24 protein-coding genes and 1 riboswitch are annotated in these 20,434 nt (G+C 41.4%); of the genes, 21 read left to right on the top strand and 3 right to left on the bottom strand.

Annotated features, from left to right (window positions below; all coding sequences use genetic code 11):
• Nucleotides 1-4: 4 nt before the first annotated feature.
• The 6 genes from MF646_RS06425 to pcp all read left to right on the top strand — a co-directional run bounded on the left by MF646_RS06425 (nt 5) and on the right by pcp (nt 6,518).
• On the top strand, nt 5-997 hold the full coding sequence (locus tag MF646_RS06425; RefSeq protein ID WP_250095670.1) for an ABC transporter ATP-binding protein: 993 nt from the start codon (nt 5-7) through the stop codon (nt 995-997).
• A complete protein-coding gene (locus MF646_RS06420) occupies nt 994-1,995 on the top strand; it encodes an ABC transporter ATP-binding protein (RefSeq protein ID WP_250095669.1) in 1,002 nt (333 codons plus the stop codon). The genes MF646_RS06425 and MF646_RS06420 overlap by 4 nt, the downstream gene beginning before the upstream one ends.
• A 134-nt stretch (nt 1,996-2,129) precedes the next feature.
• The gene (locus MF646_RS06415; RefSeq protein ID WP_250095668.1) at nt 2,130-3,779 is read left to right on the top strand and encodes a peptide-binding protein; all 1,650 of its coding nucleotides are present in this window, start codon (nt 2,130-2,132) and stop codon (nt 3,777-3,779) included.
• 84 nt (nt 3,780-3,863) lie between these two features.
• A complete protein-coding gene (locus MF646_RS06410) occupies nt 3,864-4,811 on the top strand; it encodes an ABC transporter permease (protein ID WP_250095667.1) in 948 nt (315 codons plus the stop codon).
• A gap of 15 nt (nt 4,812-4,826) precedes the next feature.
• Nucleotides 4,827-5,750: an oligopeptide ABC transporter permease gene (gene opp4C, locus MF646_RS06405; protein ID WP_250095666.1), complete on the top strand. Its 924-nt coding sequence runs from the start codon at nt 4,827-4,829 to the stop codon at nt 5,748-5,750.
• A gap of 165 nt (nt 5,751-5,915) precedes the next feature.
• Entirely contained in the window at nt 5,916-6,518 is a 603-nt protein-coding gene (pcp, locus tag MF646_RS06400; protein WP_250095665.1) for a pyroglutamyl-peptidase I, read from the top strand.
• Nucleotides 6,519-6,591: 73 nt separating this feature from the next.
• On the opposite strand, the gene MF646_RS06395 is transcribed toward pcp, so the two are convergent.
• Together MF646_RS06395 and MF646_RS06390 are read right to left on the bottom strand one after the other, a co-directional pair.
• Complete coding sequence (locus tag MF646_RS06395) at nt 6,592-6,996, bottom strand: secondary thiamine-phosphate synthase enzyme YjbQ (protein WP_250095664.1); 405 nt, start codon at nt 6,994-6,996, stop codon at nt 6,592-6,594.
• A gap of 65 nt (nt 6,997-7,061) precedes the next feature.
• Nucleotides 7,062-7,697 carry a YigZ family protein gene (locus tag MF646_RS06390; protein ID WP_250095663.1) on the bottom strand — a complete coding sequence of 212 codons (636 nt, stop codon included), beginning with the start codon at nt 7,695-7,697 and terminating at the stop codon, nt 7,062-7,064.
• Between the two features lie 243 nt (nt 7,698-7,940).
• Between MF646_RS06390 and MF646_RS06385 the strand changes: the two genes are divergently transcribed.
• From MF646_RS06385 to csrA, 14 genes are all read left to right on the top strand, one after another.
• Nucleotides 7,941-9,074: a sensor histidine kinase gene (locus MF646_RS06385; protein ID WP_250095662.1), complete on the top strand. Its 1,134-nt coding sequence runs from the start codon at nt 7,941-7,943 to the stop codon at nt 9,072-9,074.
• 56 nt (nt 9,075-9,130) lie between these two features.
• Nucleotides 9,131-9,835, top strand: coding sequence for a response regulator (locus MF646_RS06380; RefSeq protein ID WP_420842482.1), 705 nt, complete (start codon nt 9,131-9,133; stop codon nt 9,833-9,835).
• A gap of 243 nt (nt 9,836-10,078) precedes the next feature.
• Nucleotides 10,079-10,933, top strand: coding sequence for a DegV family protein (locus tag MF646_RS06375; RefSeq protein WP_250095660.1), 855 nt, complete (start codon nt 10,079-10,081; stop codon nt 10,931-10,933).
• A gap of 70 nt (nt 10,934-11,003) precedes the next feature.
• Complete coding sequence (locus tag MF646_RS06370; protein ID WP_250095659.1) at nt 11,004-12,368, top strand: ATP-dependent helicase ComFA; 1,365 nt, start codon at nt 11,004-11,006, stop codon at nt 12,366-12,368.
• Nucleotides 12,365-13,063 carry a ComF family protein gene (locus tag MF646_RS06365; RefSeq protein WP_250095658.1) on the top strand — a complete coding sequence of 233 codons (699 nt, stop codon included), beginning with the start codon at nt 12,365-12,367 and terminating at the stop codon, nt 13,061-13,063. Before MF646_RS06370 ends, MF646_RS06365 begins: the two co-directional genes overlap by 4 nt.
• 55 nt (nt 13,064-13,118) lie before the next feature.
• Nucleotides 13,119-13,559, top strand: coding sequence for a TIGR03826 family flagellar region protein (locus tag MF646_RS06360; RefSeq protein ID WP_250095657.1), 441 nt, complete (start codon nt 13,119-13,121; stop codon nt 13,557-13,559).
• 80 nt (nt 13,560-13,639) lie between these two features.
• The gene (gene flgM / locus MF646_RS06355; RefSeq protein ID WP_250095656.1) at nt 13,640-13,900 is read left to right on the top strand and encodes a flagellar biosynthesis anti-sigma factor FlgM; all 261 of its coding nucleotides are present in this window, start codon (nt 13,640-13,642) and stop codon (nt 13,898-13,900) included.
• An 18-nt stretch (nt 13,901-13,918) separates the two neighbouring features.
• On the top strand, nt 13,919-14,413 hold the full coding sequence (locus MF646_RS06350; RefSeq protein ID WP_250095655.1) for a flagellar protein FlgN: 495 nt from the start codon (nt 13,919-13,921) through the stop codon (nt 14,411-14,413).
• Nucleotides 14,414-14,433: 20 nt separating this feature from the next.
• Nucleotides 14,434-16,149: a flagellar hook-associated protein FlgK gene (gene flgK / locus MF646_RS06345; RefSeq protein WP_250095654.1), complete on the top strand. Its 1,716-nt coding sequence runs from the start codon at nt 14,434-14,436 to the stop codon at nt 16,147-16,149.
• A 16-nt stretch (nt 16,150-16,165) separates the two neighbouring features.
• Nucleotides 16,166-17,365 (top strand): flagellar hook-associated protein FlgL, encoded by a 1,200-nt coding sequence (flgL, locus tag MF646_RS06340; protein WP_250095653.1) that lies wholly within the window; start codon nt 16,166-16,168, stop codon nt 17,363-17,365.
• An 18-nt stretch (nt 17,366-17,383) separates the two neighbouring features.
• Nucleotides 17,384-17,965, top strand: a complete 582-nt coding sequence (locus tag MF646_RS06335) for a DUF6470 family protein (protein WP_250095652.1) — start codon at nt 17,384-17,386, stop codon at nt 17,963-17,965.
• A 186-nt stretch (nt 17,966-18,151) separates the two neighbouring features.
• Entirely contained in the window at nt 18,152-18,622 is a 471-nt protein-coding gene (locus MF646_RS06330; protein ID WP_250095651.1) for a hypothetical protein, read from the top strand.
• Between the two features lie 122 nt (nt 18,623-18,744).
• Complete coding sequence (gene fliW, locus MF646_RS06325; RefSeq protein ID WP_250095783.1) at nt 18,745-19,194, top strand: flagellar assembly protein FliW; 450 nt, start codon at nt 18,745-18,747, stop codon at nt 19,192-19,194.
• Nucleotides 19,195-19,419: a carbon storage regulator CsrA gene (gene csrA / locus MF646_RS06320; protein WP_250095650.1), complete on the top strand. Its 225-nt coding sequence runs from the start codon at nt 19,195-19,197 to the stop codon at nt 19,417-19,419.
• Between the two features lie 60 nt (nt 19,420-19,479).
• Here csrA and MF646_RS06315 read toward each other — a convergent pair whose 3' ends face one another.
• Nucleotides 19,480-19,818 carry a DUF192 domain-containing protein gene (locus MF646_RS06315; protein WP_250095649.1) on the bottom strand — a complete coding sequence of 113 codons (339 nt, stop codon included), beginning with the start codon at nt 19,816-19,818 and terminating at the stop codon, nt 19,480-19,482.
• Between the two features lie 233 nt (nt 19,819-20,051).
• Nucleotides 20,052-20,134: riboswitch (cyclic di-GMP riboswitch) on the top strand.
• 84 nt (nt 20,135-20,218) lie between these two features.
• On the opposite strand from MF646_RS06315, the gene MF646_RS06310 reads away from it, so the two are divergent.
• Entirely contained in the window at nt 20,219-20,404 is a 186-nt protein-coding gene (locus tag MF646_RS06310) for a Flp family type IVb pilin (protein WP_250095648.1), read from the top strand.
• Nucleotides 20,405-20,434: the final 30 nt, after the last annotated feature.

Below are 20,434 nucleotides of genomic sequence, written 5' to 3'. Positions count from 1 at the left end.
GAAGATGGTGACAAATCAGCCATTATTAGATGTACGTAATTTAAAGACGTATTTTTATAAAAAAGGAAAAGAGCTTCCTGTTGTAGATGATGTGTCGTTTCAAGTACATGAAGGGGAAACGGTAGCCATTGTTGGTGAGTCAGGTTCTGGGAAAAGTATGACGACGTTATCAATTATGCAGCTTGTGCCATCTCCTGGCGGGAAAACCGTTGGTGGAGAAATCCTCTTTAATGGGGACGATTTGTTAAAGCACGGACAGGACCGAATGTTCAAAGTGCGTGGAAATGACATCGGAATGATCTTCCAAGAACCAATGACGTCATTGAACCCAGTATTGACGATTGGCGATCAATTGATGGAAACGCTCATCTACCACAAGAAGCTCACAAAAAAACAAGCATATGCACGAGCAAAGGAAATGCTTGAGTTAGTAGGTTTTTCAAGAATAGATGAGATTTTGGCTGACTATCCTCACCGTTTATCTGGAGGGATGAGACAGCGTGTCATGATCGCAATGGCAATGAGTAATGATCCAAAGCTTCTAATCGCTGATGAGCCAACGACAGCTTTAGATGTAACCGTACAAGCCCAAATTCTTGATTTGATGCGCGGTTTAAGTGATAAGTTTAATTCTTCTATTATTCTTATTACTCACGACTTAGGTGTTGTAGCAGAGCTTGCTGATCGCGTCGTTGTCATGTATGCAGGTCAAGTCGTCGAGGAAGCGGATATTGTGCCTTTATTTGATAAACCACTGCATCCATATACGGTTGGATTAATGGAGTCAGTTCCGAAACTAGATGTAGAGCAAGATCGTTTAACATCAATTGCTGGAAACGTTCCAACGCCGGATAACTTCCCTAAAGGTTGTCGCTTCGTTACGCGTTGTCCTCTTGCATTTGATCGATGTTCACAGGAGCTTCCTGAATTGGTGGAAGTTGAAGCAGGGCGCAAGGTTAGATGTTTCTTGCACGAGGAAGGGAGAAACGAGTCATGAGCACAAATGCAGCAAACGAAGTGTTGCTTGAGATAAATGGATTAAAAAAGTACTTTCCAATTAAAAAAGGTTTTTTCCAACGAACCGTCGGAAATGTGAAAGCGGTTGATGGAATTACGTTTTCGATAAAAAAAGGAGAAACATTTGGCCTTGTAGGAGAGTCGGGCTGTGGGAAATCCTCAGCTGGTCGTACGATTATGCGATTGTATGAGCCAACAGAAGGGCAAATCATCTTTGATGGAACAGATATTTCGAAGCTCAAAGAACGTGAACTTCTAAAATATCGTCGTGACATTCAAATGGTGTTCCAAGATCCTTTTTCATCCTTAAATCCTCGTAAAACAGTTGGTGCGATTTTAAAAGAACCGTTAAGTGTACACGGACTTTATAAAGGAAAAGAGCGTCAAGAGTATATTGAAAGATTAATGGAGAAAGTGGGGTTAAATCCATCTTACGCAAACCGCTATCCGCATGAGTTCTCAGGCGGGCAACGTCAACGTATCGGAATTGCTCGTGCACTTGCGCTAAATCCAAAATTAATTATCGGGGATGAGCCTGTATCAGCCCTTGATGTATCGGTTCAATCACAAGTATTGAACTTAATGAAAGATTTACAAGAAGAATTTGGCTTAACGTATTTGTTCATTGCCCACGATTTAGGGGTGGTCAAACATATTTCTGATCGCATTGGTGTTATGTATCTAGGAAATATGATGGAGATTGCTAGTAAGCATGACTTGTATAATGAACCACTTCATCCATACTCCCAAGCTCTTTTGTCGGCGGTACCCAAATCGCATCCATCAGAGCGTAAGCGTGAGCGAGTTATTTTACAAGGGGATATTCCAAACCCGTCGAATCCGCCAACTGGTTGTGTGTTTCATACACGCTGTCCAAAAGCGATCGACCATTGCAAGGTGGACATTCCTGAATTTAGAGAGGTTCGAAAAGATCGTTTTGTCGCATGCCATTTGTATAACGATGAAGCGATGGTGTGACATAAGCAAGCTGAGAAACGATTTTTTAGAAGGATCTTCTATATCCTGTAAGGGAGGTGTTGCCGAGCGAGGGGAGCTCACAAAGGCAATGTGTTAGTAACCAATTTTAAAATGAGACGTTAGGGGGAAATACGATGTTAAACAAGAAGTTGTTAATGCTGCTTGGCTTGGCGCTCGCATTTATGCTTGTCCTTGCTGCTTGTGGTGGTGGCGATGACGCTCCAGCTGAAGACCCAGCTGATGAGCCGACGGAAGAAACAGACGAAGATGCAGCTGAAGGTGAAGCGGCTGCTGGTGGTAGTGTGATTTTAGGTACGTCAGGAGAGCCTGTAACTTTTAACGATTTATACTCTCAAGATTCTGCTTCTGCAGATGTCATTGATTTAATTCATGCAAGTCTTTTAAGATCTGATGAAGAATTAGAGATGATCCCATATCTTGCTGACCTTCCGGAAATTTCTGAAGATGGCTTAGAGTATACTTATACACTTAACGAAGGTGTTCTCTTCCATGATGGTGAAGAGTTAACAGCTGAAGATGTTAAGTTCACATACGACATCTTCATTCATGAAGATTATACGGGTCCACGTGCTGGTGATTTTACAGAGCTAGAAAGTGTTGAAGTAGTTGATGAGTACACTGTTAAGTTCGTACTTAATGAAGTAGACGCAAGTTTCATCACTCGTTCTGGTTATGGAATTCTACCAAAGCACATTCTTGAAGATGTTCCTGTAGCTGATCTTGAGGATCACATGGAATATAACCGTAACAACCCTGTTGGTGCTGGTGCTTTCCAATTTGTTGAGTACCAAGATGGACAATACATCGAGCTAGTTGCATTTGATGACTACTTTGAAGGTCGTCCTAACCTTGATAAAGTGACATTCCGTGTATTTGCTGATACAAATGCTGAGCTATTAGCTTTTGAAACAGGCGAAATTGATTGGATGATCCTTCCTGCAAACGAAATCGCTACGGCTGAAACATATGACCATGGTCGTATTTCTTCAACTTTAGCCCTGCGTTATGACTATATTGGTTGGAACAACGACCGTGAACCATTTGATGATGTACGTGTTCGTCAAGCGTTAACAATGGCAATTGATCGTGAATTAATTGTTGAAGCGATCATGGATGGTCGTGGAGAGGTTGCACATGCTCCTGCATCTCCACTTAGCTGGGCATTCCCAGATGATGTTCCTAAGTTTGAGTACGATCCAGAAGGCGCTCTTGAGTTACTAGCAGAAGCTGGCTGGGAGCCTGGTGCTGATGGCATCCTTGAAAAAGATGGAGAGAAATTCTCTTTTGAAATTCTATCTAATGATGGAAACGTTATTCGTCGTGACATTGGTGTAATTGTTCAAGATATGTTATCTGATATTGGTGTTGAAGCAAACCCTCGTCAAATGGAGTGGGGTGCATTCTTAGAGCAAATCAACCCTCCTAACTATGACTTTGATGCTGTCGTACTTGCATGGGGTCTTGCCCTTGATCCGGACCCGACTGCTATCTGGCATTCTCGTGAAATTGAAAATGGTTTAAATAACATTTCATACCGTAATGACCGTGTTGATGAGTTAGCAGCTGGTAACAAGCAAATTGTTGATCAAGATGAGCGTGCGGCTGTCATTGGTGAGATCTATGAGATTCTTGCTGAGGAGCAACCTTACACGTACCTTTACTACCCAGAGCAACACATCTTACTTAGCAACCGTGTAGAAGGCTTCACTCATCACCCACGTGTTAACATGTACAAAGTTAACGAGTGGTATGTAACAGACTAAGCCTTCAAGTAGTGGGGGGAAGGGGTGAATCCCTCCCCTTCCTACTCTACTAAATTATCTTGAGGGATTGTGAGGAATGTAATCATGATTAGTTACATCATTAAGCGGGTCGTTATGATGATCCCAATACTATTTGGAATTTCCATTCTATCATTTGCTATTATGTACGCAGCACCTGGAAAACCAGCCATTATGAACCTAGATCCAGAGATTTCACCTGAAGTACGCGAGGCGCAAATCGAACGATTAGGGTTAAATGATCCGATTCCGGTTCAATATGTTCGTTGGTTAGGTAATGTTGTACAAGGTGACTTTGGTACATCATATTCAAGAAAAATACCGGTTACTGAAATGATCTTAGATCGTTTACCGAACACGTTATTATTGATGGCTTCATCCTTGTTTTTAGCAGCAATTATAGCAATCCCGTTCGGGGTTATCTCAGCAACAAGGCAATATTCCTTGACCGATTACGGGGTTACGATGGGTTCCTTTGTGGGGCTTGCGACTCCTAATTTTTGGCTCGGTATTATGTTGATTATGTTGTTTTCCGTTCAATTAGGGTGGACTCCTGTTGGTGGAGTTGCAACCATAGGTGCAGATTTTAGTATTATTGATAGACTTCACCATTTAATCTTGCCTGCGTTTGTTTTAGCAACGGCAGACATGGCTGGTCTTACTCGATATACGCGTTCTAGTATGCTTGAAGTGGTTAATCAGGATTACATTCGTACAGCACGTGCAAAAGGGTTCCGCGAACGCCGCGTTATTTACAAGCACGGTCTGCGTAACGGGCTGATCCCTGTTATTACGATGTTTGGTTTAATGCTCCCAACGATGATCGGTGGTTCTGCGATCGTTGAATCGGTCTTTAACTGGCCTGGGATTGGGAAAATGTTTATCGATGCGACCTTCCAGCGTGATTACCCAGTCATCATGGCTATCACAATGTTTGGTGCATTACTAACAGTCATTGGGAACTTGATTGCAGATATTTTATATGCAGTACTAGATCCGCGAATTGAGTATTAAGGAGGGACGAGAAGCATGAGTGCACAACAACAACCACAACTAGAGAAGTTTGGACATGGGGTTGAAGACAAGCAAGTTCTCGGCGAACGTCGATCCCTCTTATCCATTATTGTTACAAAGTTTTTCCAAAATAAATTAGCAGTAATAGGTTTGGTCGTCTTGACGATCATTACGATTGCATGTTTACTAGCACCGTACATTGCGCCGCATGATCCAGCGACTCAAAATTTACGTAACCGTTTAGGTGCGCCGAGTCCAGAGCACTGGCTTGGAACGGATCACCTAGGTCGTGACTTATTCAGCCGGATGCTGTACGGTGGACAGGTTTCCTTGTATGTAGGCTTTGCATCGATGTTAGGTGCAGTTACGATTGGAGCAGTCATTGGAGCAGTTGCAGGGTATTTCGGGGGATTAGTTGATGCATTCTTAATGCGTCTCGTAGATATTATCCTTGCATTCCCGAATATCTTCTTATTGATTACATTAGTTGCGATTTTAGACCCGAGTATTAATATTTTAATTTTGGTCTTTGCTTTACTCAGTTGGACAGGAACCGCCCGTGTTGTTCGAGGGGAGTTCTTGTCACTGAAAAAGCGGGAGTTCGTGCTAGCTTCCCGGACCATCGGGATGTCTAATGTTCGGATTATTTTCTCACAAATCTTGCCGAATGCATTAGGTCCGGTCATCGTTGCAGCAACGCTTGCAGTTGGGTCTTTTATCCTAGCAGAATCTGCATTGAGCTTCTTCGGACTAGGCGTGCAGCCGCCAAATGCATCGTGGGGCAACATGTTGACAGACTCACAAAGTATTACGATTTTCCGTAACGCTTGGTGGTATCCAACTTTTCCAGGCTTGCTCATCTTAATTACGGTGTTGTGCTTTAACTTTATTGGAGATGGACTGCGCGATGCGCTTGATCCGAGAGTTGTGGAGAAGTAGAAGTAGGACGGTACTTGGATGGATATGTGTGGGAAGGCAGCGGTTAAGGCCGCTGCTTTTTGGTTTGCCGCAGTAAAGTGGTGCAGAGGGGTCTGACCCCGGGAAATGAATGGGAAATAGAAAACCGTCGAAAACTTTAAACGAATAATTTCAGGAGGACCAACAATGCGTGTACTACTAACTGGATTTGTCCCTTTCCTTGATCATGGCATAAATCCGACAGAAGCAATCGCCCGTGAACTGAATGGACAACAGGTTGGAAACAAACAAATAATTGGAGAAGTCCTCCCTGTAACCTATTCCAAGTCGGGGAAACAGTTGATCAAGCTATTTGAAGAACACCAGCCTGATGCAGTCATTATGCTAGGCCTTGCAGCCGGTCGTAATCGCATTACACCTGAACGGATCGCAATCAACTGCAGTGATGGGGAAGTTGATAATGAAGGACAAGCACTTCAGGACGCCCTCATACGAGAGGACGGCCCGGCTGCTTATTTCTCAACGCTGCCTATTCGAGAAATGGTCAACAAATTAAATGAATCGTCCATCCCAGCTCAAATCTCCAACACTGCAGGAACGTACCTTTGCAATAATATTATGTTTCAAATGCTAGACTACCTAAAGCAACATCACATCAGCTGTCCAGCTGGATTTATTCATCTTCCCGCAAGTTATGAGCTTGCTGTTATGAATGCGCGGCTACCGAGCATGTCACAGCAAGAACTTACAAGAGCTGTAACGCTCTTACTTGAATGCATAATAGAATAAAAAAGAGGAGGATTGAGGCCCAAATAGGCCTCCAATCCTCCTCCTAAGCGAAGCACTGAAAAAAGAAAACTTTTTACCCTTCCAATACCTTTACTAATACCTTCCGATGACGCGGGCCATCAAACTCGCAGAAATACACCCCTTGCCATGTCCCTAGCACAAGCCGGCCTCCAGAGATCACAATCGTCTGGGCATGTCCAACCGTACTCGTTTTCATATGTGCAGCGGTATTGCCTTCCATATGAAGATCCTTATCATGCTGCCATGGGTAAATCTCATCAAACCGTCTAAGCATGTCCGTCTTCACATCGGGATCCGCATTCTCATTGACAGTAATGCCAGCTGTCGTGTGCAGGGAAGACACAACAACGATCCCATTATTCACCCCAACGGAACGCACCCATTCAGCGATGTCTCTAGTAATATCAATCATCTGATCACGAGAGTTTGTTTTTAGTTGCAATGTCGTTTCAGCCATAAATAAACTCCTTTCTCTATGTAAATACCTATACCTGATTAGGGTAAGGGTCAGACCCCTCTTTACTACACTAAAGTTTCCAAATACGTTTCTTCGCCTTGGCGAATCTTTGCTTGTCCATTTGTAATGTTTGTCATCCATTCTTCAAATGCGTCAAGATCATCAACCTCGACATACGTCTGGACATCAACTTGCTCCAAGTATTCAGTACCTTTCATTTGATAAGGCGATTCTCTTAACGCGTGTTCGACCTTTCCAAGCCAGTGATAGTCCACTTCTGTATGAACGACTTTCACCAGTGAACGTTTGACAACACCAACGGCATTGAGCCCCTCGCTAACTGCACCGCCGTACGCGCGAATCAAGCCGCCAGCACCGAGTTTGATCCCACCAAAGTAACGGGTAACAACGACGACTGTATCTTTCAGACCACGCTTTTTTAATACCTCAAGCATCGGCACACCTGCAGTACCACTAGGCTCGCCATCGTCATTGGCTTTTTGAATTTCATCGCGTTCGCCGATCATATAGGCAGAGCAATTATGATTTGCATTCCAATGCTCTTTTTTTATTCGATCAATAAATGCTTGAGCGTCTTTTTCTGTCTCAACACGATCGAAAAATGCAATGAATCGTGACTTTTGAATGACGATTTCATGTTCACCTCGTCCTTTTACCGTATGATAGGTTGCTAGAGCCATAACTTATTCCCCCTTCTTTTTTCATAGTTTTACAAAACTGAGCAATCATTATGTAATAAAGCTATGGTACGATAGATTCGTTGTAGTCTCCCATCCTCAAATGCCTAATCCTTCCTAACTAAAAATAGCGCCCAAAAAAGATTTATGCGTTATTTCGTTGAAGATGTTGTAAAATAAGGATATCGAATTCTTTTTTACATAGCAACTGGATCGCTTTATCTTCAACTAAAGGTTGGTGTTGGAATGACAGACACAAAAATTTTGGACAAGATTATAGATCAGACGTTAGATACAGTAGGCCAAAGTCGAGAACAAATTTTTGAAATTGAGGAACAATCAAGGCTCGAACAACAAGCACTTGAAAAAGAGTTAGAAGAAGTTCGAATGAAAGTAACAGAAGTTATCGAAAAAACGGACAAGACACAAGTGTACGCCCGACTTGCACGCAGCCGATTAGTTGAAGTTAGTAAAGCCTTCGATAAATTTACAAACGAGGAAGTTCGCATCGCATATGAAAAAGCGAATAACTTTCAGGTGCAACTAGCTGTTTTAAAACAGGAAGAAATTCAATTACGGGATAAACGTGACCAAATTGAACGAAGGCTGATTAATTTGAAGGATACGGTCATGCGAGCTGAACAACTTTCGGGGCAAATGTCTATCGTTTACAAATTCCTTTCTAGTGACATTAAGCAAGTTACTGGTGTAATCGAGGATGCGCGTGAAAAGCAAGCATTTGGACTGAAAATCATTGAGGCTCAAGAGGATGAGCGGAAAAAGATTTCACGAGATATCCATGATGGGCCTGCCCAAATGATGGCAAATGTGATGCTGCGTTCTGAGCTAATTGAACGAATTTATCAAGAAAAAGGAATAGATGAAGCGCTGAACGAGATTAGAGATATGCGAAAAATGGTAAAATCCTCACTTGCGGAAGTGAGAAGAATTATTTACGATTTGAGACCAATGGCGCTTGATGACCTCGGATTAATTCCTACTTTAAAAAAGTATTTGAGAACATTTGAAGAGCATAACCAAGTATCTGTAGTGTTTCAACATTTCGGTAAAGATGAGCGGCTGCCTCAACAATTAGAAATTGCCTTATTTCGTCTCGTACAAGAATCGGTACAAAATGCCTATAAGCATGCCGAACCGACGGAAATTCAAGTGAAAATTGAAATCAAGACAAACAAGGTTATAATGATAATTAAAGATGATGGCAAAGGCTTTGATCCTGCCCAGAAAAAGGAAGGATCATTTGGATTAATCGGAATGAAAGAAAGAGTGAACATGCTAAAAGGTGAGATGAAGATTCAATCAGAATTAAAGGTTGGAACGATTGTCATCATTGGCATCCCATTAAACTCTGCAAAGTAACAGACGATAAAAAATATGTAACTAGTAAAAAACATGTCAGCGGAGAGGTGAAAATGATGAGTGAAATCAAAGAGAAAATTAAAATCGTCATCATTGATGATCATCAGTTATTTCGTGAGGGAGTTAAGCGAATTCTAGCGATGGAACCTGAATTTGATATTGTGGCAGATGGTCAAGACGGCTCACAAGCGATTGAACTTGTAAAAATCCATCGTCCTGATGTCATTCTTATGGATATAAATATGCCGCAAATGAACGGAGTAGAAGCAACGAAAGAACTCATTCAAACGTTCCCAAATGCTAAGGTATTAATTTTATCAATACACGATGATGAGTCATATGTGACTCATGTATTAAAGACAGGGGCATCTGGCTACTTGTTAAAAGAGATGGATGCATCAGCACTAATTGAAGCGGTAAAAGTTGTTGCTTCAGGTGGAGCATACATTCATCCAAAAGTTACACATAACTTGATTAATGAATACCGTAGACTTGCAACGGAAGATGATCTTCATGAAGAATCGATTGGCTTCCGTGAAGTCGAATATCGCAAACCATTACATATTCTCACTCGCCGTGAATGTGAAGTGCTGCAGCTAATGACAGACGGGCAAAGCAATCGTGCCATTGGGGAAACGTTATTCATTAGTGAAAAAACGGTTAAAAATCATGTTAGCAATATTTTACAAAAGATGAGTGTAAATGACCGAACGCAAGCTGTAGTTGAAGCAATAAAAAAAGGATATGTAATTGTTAGATAACGATGAAGAGAGATAGCAGACGATGCTTTCTCTCTTTTTTTGATAAAAAATCCTGAAGCTTACTCAGAAGAAGAGTAATGGCTCCACTCGTCGCACGCCTATTCCGAAAAGACCACTCAGAATAGGCTTAAAAGAAGGGCATGCTCGGCTTTTGCTTGAAAGCTTGGACAATTCCATGTACAGTAAGAATAGAGATTTTCAGTCAGTAGAAGTAGAGACTTTGAAAAAAGAGAGGACCTTTGCATGAATAAGAGTGTTGCTGTTGTAACGGATAGTACAGCCTATATACCAAAAGACATTCGTAACGAATTATCAATTGAGATGGTTCCTCTTAATGTGGTGTTCGGAGAGAAGTCGTATCAAGAAGAAATCGACTTAACGACCGATCAATTTTATGAGGAAATGAAAACAGCGGAGCAGCTCCCGACGACATCTCAGCCTGCGATTGGAGATTTCGTTACATTATTTGAGCGTCTTGCCAAAGAAGGCTGCAAACAAGTGGTAACGATTCATTTATCGAGCAAAATTAGCGGCACATTTCAATCGGCAATGAGTGCTGGAGAAATGGTAGAAGACATCGAAGTGCTCGGGTTTGATACAGAAGTAAGTTGTGCACCTCAAGGCTATTATGTTCTTGAAGCAGCAAAAATGGCGAATGCCGGAGCAGATGGCCATGCTATCATTGAGAAACTAATTTCGCTAAAAGAAACGTCGAAAGCGTACTTTATGGTAGATGATCTTAACCATTTGCACCGCGGCGGAAGACTTTCAGGCGCACAGTTACTTGTTGGAAACCTGCTGAAGATTAAGCCGATCTTGCATTTTGAAGAAGGAAGCATCGTTCCATTTGAAAAGGTGAGAACAGAGAAAAAAGCATTATCGCGTATCGTTCAGTTACTAGAAGAAGACGTGAATAAAGGCGGAAGCTTTATTGCAACGGTCATCCATGCCGACAACCTAGAAGGAGCTAAACAGCTTCAAGCGACGATTAACGAACGTTTTGAACATGTTACTGTAAATATAAGTTACTTTGGGCCGGTCATTGGCACACATTTAGGTGCCGGCAGCCTTGGTTTGTCCTGGCAAAAACAGAACTAGATATAACACCGAAGAGCATGCTGACTAATGTTGCGTGCTCTTTTTTTAAAAAAATATGAGGTGATCCCCGATGAAACTATCCCCGCAATTCGAATCAATTGCCCGCTTTCTCACCGGAAAACGGCTCCTTCTATCGGAAATTCCTTTCCCGCAAGACGTTATTACGGAAGCACTGGTACAAAACGTTATCGAAAAAGTAAGTGGGTTACAAGAAAACGGAACGAACCTCAAGTGCAAGCGTTGCGGCAATCAAGATCGCTCATTATTTGGCGTCCATCATTGTGATCGCTGCGAGCAAGACTGTTCGTATTGCCGCCATTGTTTGCAGCTTGGCAAAATCAGCAGCTGTCAACACTTGTACTCGTGGATTGGCCCGCCAATCTCTTACGGCAATCTACAAGATACGTTAAAATGGCAAGGAGAATTGTCTCCTGGACAAAAACAAGCATCCGAATCGGTCATTCAAGCCATTATCGACCAGGCAGAATTGCTCGTTTGGGCCGTATGTGGTGGAGGGAAAACGGAGGTGCTCTTTCACGGATTAGAAAGAGCTTTTGCCACAGGGAAGCGAGTCCTCATTACCACCCCGCGTACGGATGTTGTAAAAGAACTGTACCCCCGCATCCAAGCAAGTTTCACGCAAGTCTCCATCACTGCTTTGTACGGCGGTAGCAAAGACCGGCATTCGAATGCACAACTCGTTCTCGCTACAACTCACCAAGCAATGCGCTTTTACAAAGCGTTTGATGTCGTCATTGTCGATGAAGTCGATGCCTTTCCATTTTCTTATGATGAAAGCCTTCAATATGCTGTTGAACATGCGAAAAAACCAACAGCAGCAACGATCCTATTAAGCGCAACCCCATCAGCCCAATTAGTCAAAAGACGTCCCTTTAACATTGTCAAAATTCCAAGGAGATATCATGGTTTTCCTCTCCCTGTTCCTCGATTTCAATGGATAGGCAATTGGAAAAAGCAAGTTAAAAAGAGTCAACTCCCACCCAAGCTGCATCACTGGATCCAAACGTATCTTTGTAAGAAAAAACCACTTCTCCTCTTTGTCCCTTCTGTATCCACTCTTGCAACGATTTCACAAATCTTAACAGAAAACTCCATTGAACATGCTTCTGTTCATGCGGCTGAACCTAATCGTCACGAAGCGGTACAAGCATTTCGACGCAAAAACATATCCCTGATGGTAACGACAACAATCCTGGAACGCGGAGTTACATTTCCTGATGTACAAGTGGCGGTACTTGGGGCAGAGGATGATGTGTTTACTGAAGCGGCGCTTGTTCAAATCTCTGGGCGTGTTGGAAGGAAAAAAGAAACACCTACAGGCGATATTGTCTTTTTTCATTATGGAGTAACTAAGGCGATGCGGGCAGCGCGGGCTCATATCGAACAAATGAATCGTGAAGGAGGATTTTCATGAATAGATGCTTAGCTTGTCATGGAACGTATTATGATCAGCCAGGGTGGAGGCGGTTGTTGATGATCGAGCAACCATCACAGATTTGCCAAACTTGTGAATCGAAATTAGTTTTGATTAGTGGATGCCGTTGTATAAAATGCTCTCGTTCTATGGACCAGTTATCGCAAACATACAGAAAAGGGGAACAATGCTTGGACTGCTGGCGCTGGGGCCAGCAAGGAGAGACTATTTGGAAGAATCTTTCCATTTATGAATACAATGCCTTTTTAAAAGAATGGTTAGCCACGTTTAAGTTCCGTGGTGATGCGATCATTGCGTCCTTTTTTACCAATAAATTAGCCAACATATACGAGAAACATTTTCAAGGGTATGTACCAGTCCCAATCCCATTAAGTAAAGAACGTCTTTGTGCTAGAGGGTTCAACCAGTCTAGTTTACTGATGAAAGGATGGGCCGATGCCGTAGAAATGTTAGTAAGAACAGAAGGAGAAAAACAAAGCAAAAAGAACCGTAAACAACGAATTAGACAATTCAAACAAAATCCATTTTTACTTAAAGACGGAATTCAGTTCAATGGTGAAAATATCTTACTAATTGACGATATATATACTACGGGGACAACAGTCAGGCAAGCAGCGAGGGTGCTAAAAGAAAAGGGAGCTGCTAAGGTTGCCTCATTAACGGTTGCGAGATAGATATGACAACCTTAAGACAATGACTATAATGAAACTACGAGAGGGGGGAATAGCTATGAAAGATATAGCGAATTGTCCAAGGTGCGGACAGATCTTTGTGAAGGCACTTCGACCAATCTGCCAGCACTGCTATAAGGAACAGGAAACGAACTTTGATATCGTTTCGAAATTTATGAGACGAAAGCAAAATCGGATGGCCTCGATTCGCGAAGTACATGAAAAAACCGAGGTTCCATTAGAGCAAATTCATCAGTTTGTTCGAGAAGGACGTCTGCTTACCGGGCATTTTCCGAATTTAGGGTACCCGTGTGAATCGTGCAGCTCCATCATTCAAGAAGGCAGACTTTGTACATCATGTTCCGATCAAATTAAAGACGGTCTTGAAAAGGTAAATAAAGAAAAAGAATTTGAGCTGAAGAAGGAAGAGGAAAGACGAAAGGAACGCGCTTCGATTTCAACATATCATTCCTTAAATGATCGTTTTAATAAAAAGTAGTTAACAATAATGAAAAACGTGCCGATATAAATACAAAGATAATCGGTGCGTTTTTATCTACTTTCAGTGAGGTGAGAATCATGAAAATTAATCCATACAATTCTATTCATCAAAACCCGTATCGTAAACAAATTGAAAAGAATGACAAAGCGGCAGGAGTTTCAGCGAAACGAGATAAGCTTGAGATTTCTTCTGAAGCGTTACAAATGCAAAAAGGAACGAAGATTGAGCAGGAAAGAGCAGAAAAAGTGAAAGCATTGAAGCAGAAAATCGACGCTGGTGAGTATAAAGTTGATGCAAAGGCGGTTGCCAATAAATTTTATGAATACTGGAATCAATAGGAACAAGGAGGAAAGAGCATGTCACTTAATGCCGTTATTCAGCTGATAGAGCGATTAATTGAAATTCATGAAAAATTGTACAGCATGGCAAAGAAAAAAGTCGAGCCAATCAAAAAAGGTGACATGCCTGTCCTTGGAGCGCTTGTTCGCGAAGAGTCGAAACTTATTAGAATGCTTCAAACGACGGAGCTGATGAGGGGCAAAGTCGTACGAACATTTTTGTTGGAAAAGGGAGAGGTAAAGGAAGACGCAACGATTTCGGATGTAATGAAATTGGCTTCAGCAGATGAGAAAAAAAAGCTCGATGAACTTCAAAAAAAGTTACGTGCGCAAGTGAAGATGCTGAAAGAGCAAAATGATCTTAACCAAGAGCTAATTGAAGAGTCATTGCGGTTTGTTAACCTCTCCCTGGATCTCATCGTTCCACATAAAGAAGACATTAGCTACAATCCTAAGGAGCGAGATGACGAACCATATGAGACGGGCCATTCGCTTTTTGATTCAAAAGCGTAAACGAAACGGAGGAGCACTACATGCAATCAACATTTCATGGGTTAGAAACAGCAAGACGTGCAATGATGACGCAGCAATATGCATTGCACACAACTGGACATAACATTGCCAACGCTAATACAGAGGGATATACAAGGCAACGAGTTAATTTTACGCAAACAGAATCATTTCCAGCGGTCGGCAAAAATACACCTCGTGTACCAGGCAATCTAGGAACTGGAGTAGCAGCCGGCTCAATTCAGCGTGTCCGTAATGAATTTTTGGATGTGCAGTATCGAACTGAAAATAACAAAGTTGGGTATTGGGAGGCGCGTGCAAAGTCACTTGAAAAGATGGAAGATATTTTAAATGAACCATCGGAACAAGGGTTAAATCATCAAATTGATATGTTTTGGATGGCACTTCAAGATTTATCCGTTGATCCAGAAGATACAGGTGCCCGCTCTGTTGTACGTCAACGAAGTGTGGCGGTAGCAGAGACATTCAATTATTTACATGACTCCTTGAGTACGATTCGCAATGATTACAAAAATGAAATCGAAGTGACGGAAAAGGAAGTAAATGCGCTCTTAAATCAATTAAATAATGTAAATGAACAAATTCGTAAGGCAGAGCCGCACGGATATGTGACGAATGATTTGTATGACCAACAGGACAATATTCTCGACCGGTTATCTCGGGTCATGAATATTCAAGTTCAAAGAGAGCATAGCGGCGGTCAAGCCAATTCAGCTGCTGAGGGGGCAGTGACCGTTTATTTAGTAAATGATGCAGGTGTTCGTTACACAGATGAAGCTGGGAATCCTATTAAACTTGTAAACGGAAAACCAGACCAAAACGAACCTACTCATTTAAAATTAGCGATTAACTTCAATGATGATAATTATGTAGATGGCTTCACGTTTGCGGCACATGATGCCGACTTAACTGATCCAAATGTTCAACAGGCAGGGGTAATTGATTTGGCAGCCATGCCGCGCGGAGAAATGAAGGGATTAATCGAGGCATACGGGTATGAGGTTGACGGCGCTGTTCGTGGATTGTATCCAGATATGTTAGAAGAGTTAAATGTAATGGCTACCGCATTTGCGAATGAGCTAAACGCGATTCATCGTACAGGCTACACGCTTCCAACAGACATGATCGACGCTGTTCTTGGAGGAGACTTCTTCCAATTTGAAGAAGGGAATGCTGCAGGAACGATTCAAATTGCTGGTGCTATTCAGAGCAACTTAAATAATATCGCGGCTTCAAGTGTGAATATAAATGCATTGTCAGATGAAGATAAAGCGATCTATGAAAATATGATTAATCAAACACCGAAAGATACGAACTATTTTAACGAACTTGGGAGTTTTTTGGCAAATGCTGCTTATAAAGAAAATGTCACTCGTTCCTTTGCTGGTGACGGGTCCAATGCAAAGCTGTTAGCGAATGCAAAAGATGCAAGGCTGCCATTTGAAAATGGAACAGGAACGATCGGAAGCTATTATCAAGGAGTCATTGGTGATATGGCTGTGAATGCGAATGAAGCCAATCGAATGGTTTCTACCACCGATACTCTTCGTGATAGTATCGAATTCCGTCGTCAATCGGTGAGCAATGTCTCGTTAGATGAAGAAATGACGATGATGATTCAATATCAGCATGCTTACAACGCTGCAGCTAGAAACATTACGATGGTAGATGAAATGCTTGACCGTATCATTAACGGTATGGGCATTGTCGGCAGATAAGGATAGGTGAAAAACGATGCGAGTAACGCAAATGATGCTTTCTCAAAGTTCATTGCGCCACATTAATAATGGCTATACTAATTTGGGGAAAATCCAGGATCAGCTAGCGACAGGAAAGAAAATTACCCGTGCTTCGCAGGACCCGGTAGTAGCGATGAAAGGAATGCGGTATCGTACACAGGTTACGGAAATAGAGCAATTTAAGCGTAATTTAGGTGAAGTGTACAATTGGATGGAAGCAGCGGATGCTGCTCTTGATCAAGGAACTCAAGCACTTATGCGTATTCGAGAGCTAGCTACTCAAGCAGCGAATGATTCAAACAATAAAGAAGAACGTGCCAATATCGCAAAGGAAATTAAGCAGCTAAGGGAGCATTTAGAGTCATTAGCTAATACAAAAAATGGAAATAAATATATTTTTAATGGTACGGACACGACCAATGCACCGATTAAGGGCAGTGAGACAATGGATCGTGGCTTGAATGTTTTAGCTGAAATGAACGCAGATCAGCTTCAAGCAATGGATGTCGTTTATGACGGGAAGATGTTTAAACATGTCGGTATAAACGAAGACGGGCAGCTAATTTTTCAAGCTGTGTCACAGCAGGAACCGGCATATGGGGATGATGACTTTGATGAGAGGGCTGTTCAGCTTATAATTGATCTAGAAGGGAATGAAGTGTCATTCTCTGAACCGAATAAGTCTTTTGATCCAGCCAATCCAGCTAGCCAAGAAGTTCTGCGAAAAAATGTTCGAACAAGTGACGTCATTGTCTCGAATAAAAATGCTGTTTCGACTAATGGGCAGAATGTAGAAGTCGAGTTAATAAAAGGGGTTTCGATTCCTGTCAATATTAATCCTGGGAATGTATTTAATAATGGATTATTTGGAGATATCATTCGTCTGGAGAAAGCATTAGAAGACGGTTCGTTAAGCGGCAGTGACATGACGGGGTATATTGATAATATCTTTAAACATATTGATAACTTTGTTGCGGAACGAGCAGAGCTTGGTGCGCGGGTTAACCGAGTAGAAATGATTGAAACACGCCTCATGCATCAAGAAGTGACAGCGAACCGGATTATGTCCGACAATGAAGATGCTGATATGGAAAAGGTAATTATAGACCTAATGATGCAGGAAAATGTTCACCGAGCAGCTCTTGGAGCAGGTGCTAGAATCATTCAGCCTAGTTTGATGGACTTCCTTCGTTAAAAGGAAAGGTGATCTTCTATGCAATTAGCGACGATCGACATTCAAAAGCAAGATGCATATATTGGACTCAACTCCCATCGTCCTGGGCTTCAATTGAAGCAGGAGCATGCTGACATGCATATCGACCAGCAGCTTTCGGCGATACTTGAAATCAGTACAACTGCATCTAAGCTATTCATTGATCAAACGGAGGCTTTTGCCGATGCGAATTTAAAAACCTCGCTTCGGATGGCAAGTGAGTTTTTCTCTAGATCTAATGCCGTTGTATCACAATATGTGGCAAAGACGGCTCAGCAAGGCGAACAGCTGAAGCGAATTGAGAATGGTACAGGTGCCCTTGCCCAAATTGCAAAGGTCAATAGTCAAATTCCTGAAAAAGAAGTGACCCTTGGCTACATGCCCAAATCGATGTCACAAGTGAAGTTTGATTATCAACCAGCATCGCTTTCAGTTCGTGCGCCTTACAAAGAGGTGGATGTTAATGTTAATCGGCGTCCACCTCAAATTGAGATTCCGAAATGGCAGACAGAGACATATGTCCAGCAGAAAAATCAAATTTCATTTCAAGCTGTTGGCGGGAACGTGAATATGGGATTATAAAAAGCCGCGGTGCGGTTTTTTTTATTCTCAAGGAAATAACTAACATCTTTCCCGGGAAATCGACAAATAGATTGGGGAATAATGGCTTAATATAAGGGTCGAAGGAAGACTGACTTTACAATTTTCCGTCTTCGACATAAACTGATAGAGAGACTAGCACTCAATAGAAATATGGAGGTGGATGTGATGGAAAAGGAAATCTTAGCTCTTTTGAAACAGATGAATGAAAAGATGGACAAGCAGTTTGAACAGATCGATGTTAGATTTGGCAGGATTGAAGAGAGATTTAGCAGGATTGAAGAGAGATTAGGCAGGATTGAAGAGAGATTAGACAGGGTAGAAGCGAGATTAGACAAGGTAGAGCAGAGATTAGACAGTGTAGAGGAGAGATTAGACAGGGTAGAACAGAGATTAGACAAGGTAGAACAGAGATTAGATAGGGTAGAAGCTCGTCTCGATCAACATGAACGACTGTTAGAATCTTTAATAAAAATGACTGCTCAAAACACAGAAGACATCACAGCACTCCGAACAGAAACGAATGAACGTTTTGACAAGCTAGAACTCTCCTACTATAAAATGACTGCTGACATTAACCTCCTATTCCAAGAAACCCAAACAAACAAGCGTGATATAGCATTATTAAAAAATCAATAAATGACATCTCCCCACTCTAGCGTTTGTGGGGAGATTTATTGTTCAAAGCAATTGGATTTGGACGAATTGTGTTATGCTACAATGAAGAAAATAACATAGAAGATGGAATAGGTGATTGTACAATGAAATTAGAAACAAAATACCAAGGCCAAATAGATGTGAACGAGAAACGATTCATTTTATTTGATAAAGGGATTCCAGCCTTTGAAAATGAAACTTCTTTTGTTCTTCTTCCATTTGAAGAAGGAACTCCTTTTTTTGTCCTTCAATCAACAAAAACACCAGAAGTTGCCTTTATTTTAATTAGTCCGTTTGACTTTGTACCTGGTTATCAAGTGAAGCTGCCGGATTCTACTCTCGAAGTTCTTGAAATTGACAAGGCAGAAGATGTCGCGACGTTTGTAATGCTAACGGTAAAGGAGCCGTTTAACGATACTACCGCAAACTTGCAAGCTCCCGTCATTATTAATGCGAATAAGCAAAAAGGAAAACAGCTGCTAATGAGTGACAGTTCATACCAAACAAAGCATGCCATTTTTAAAGAAGCAGTGGCAGCGAAGGGGGAAAAGTAAATGCTTGTTCTCTCTAGAAAATTAAAAGAAGCGATCCAAATCGGTGACAATATTGAACTGAAAATCATTGCTATCGAAGGCGACCAAGTGAAAATAGGAATTGAAGCTCCAAGACATGTGGAAATTCATCGAAAAGAAGTGTATTTGGCGATACAAGAAGAAAATAGTGCGGCAGCACAGACGGTTTCGGTGGATGTGTTGAAGGGGTTTTTGAAAGGACAATAGCAACCGCGTACAAAGCTAGCTATTCAAATGAATACAGCTAGCTTTGTTTTTTTATGCATTTTAAAACTCAATGGTATCTCCAACTTCAAGAGAATAGTTGGAAATGGTATTAGCAGGCAGTTCTAACACAGACACAGCCTTTTTAATCGGAAAAATCACCGTCCATGGCTTAACGCTCTCTTTCAAATAAACAATTTGTTTTTGCTCGTTTAAAAAGACGACATCAATCGGGAAAAACATGAAAAACATATGGATCGAGTTGCAAGGGAAAAGGAATATTCCTTCCTTAGCAATTGGTTTTCTACGGAACATTAAACCTTTAAACCTTCTAAGAAAAGTCTCATATTTAATAATTTCAATAGGAGTATATACGACTTTGTTGTCAGATACGATTTTCATAATGCAACACTACCTTTTAAAAATATGAAATAGTTGGCTAATACAACAAACTAAGGATTAGGCGGAAATATTTATATAAAAAATTGATGATTTTATAGGTTTTTGGTCAGCTTTTTACCAAAATAACGCAAGACATGAAGGATTTTGTCATTGTTGATCTAGATAAGCCGATGTATTATCAAATTACAAACAACGCGATAATTTTACACAATGTTACACAGTTGTTTGTAAAAAAATGAAAAGGGCAAACCAGTGGAAACGTTGGGACGCAAAGCTATAGGGGCTTTTATCTTAGATATGCCAGCCAGTTGCCGGAAATAGTAACTTACATACTATTCTTCGGGGAGTAGTATTTTTTATGCAATTATACAGCAAAAAAACATTTTAAGGGGGACTCACAATGATGAGCAAAGTTATGAAGTTTTTTAAAGAAGAAGATGGACAAGGTATGACTGAGTATGGTTTGATTTTAGGATTGATTGCACTAGCTGCTGTTGCTGCAATGTTTACAATGGGAGACACAATTAAACAACAATTAGGAGAAATTACAACGAGAATTTCAAGTGGTTTTAATGGTAATCAATAATAATTAAAACTAGGTATTACTTTATCTTAT

This window comes from Halalkalibacter alkaliphilus (assembly GCF_023555415.1).
Classification (GTDB): domain Bacteria; phylum Bacillota; class Bacilli; order Bacillales; family Bacillaceae_D; genus Halalkalibacter; species Halalkalibacter alkaliphilus.
Note: the sequence above shows the minus strand (reverse complement) of the source record. Positions and strands in the feature narration are given on the sequence as shown.